General features: G+C 68.1%; 1 pseudogene. It reads left to right on the top strand.

Features of this window, described 5'->3' with window-relative positions:
* Positions 1–170 (top strand): annotated as a pseudogene (locus FCK22_RS19425) (anhydro-N-acetylmuramic acid kinase); the annotation flags it as partial.
* Positions 171–263: the final 93 nt, after the last annotated feature.

Raw genomic sequence — 263 nt, 5'->3', positions numbered from 1 at the left:
CTCGATTGCCCCGTCGCCGCGGTGGAGGAGATCGGCCTCGATGGCGACATGCTGGAGGCGCAGGCCTTTGCCTATCTGGCAGTACGCGTGGCGCGCGGGCTGCCCACCTCGTGCCCCGGCACGACAGCGTCCGCGCCGCCGTTGGCGGGGGCACCGTCAGCCGGGAGTGAGGTGAGCAGGGCGTTGCCTAACTTTGACGGAAAGGTGCCGGAAAAGGATTTTAAGGCCCCAGCGTGCAGCCGCTATGCCGCCATATCGGCTGG

It is taken from the genome of Sulfitobacter sp. 15WGC (assembly GCF_005068605.1).
In the GTDB taxonomy this organism is placed as follows: domain Bacteria; phylum Pseudomonadota; class Alphaproteobacteria; order Rhodobacterales; family Rhodobacteraceae; genus Sulfitobacter; species Sulfitobacter faviae.
The sequence above is the reverse complement of the archived record's forward strand: the minus strand, read 5'-3'. Positions and strand labels throughout refer to the sequence as shown.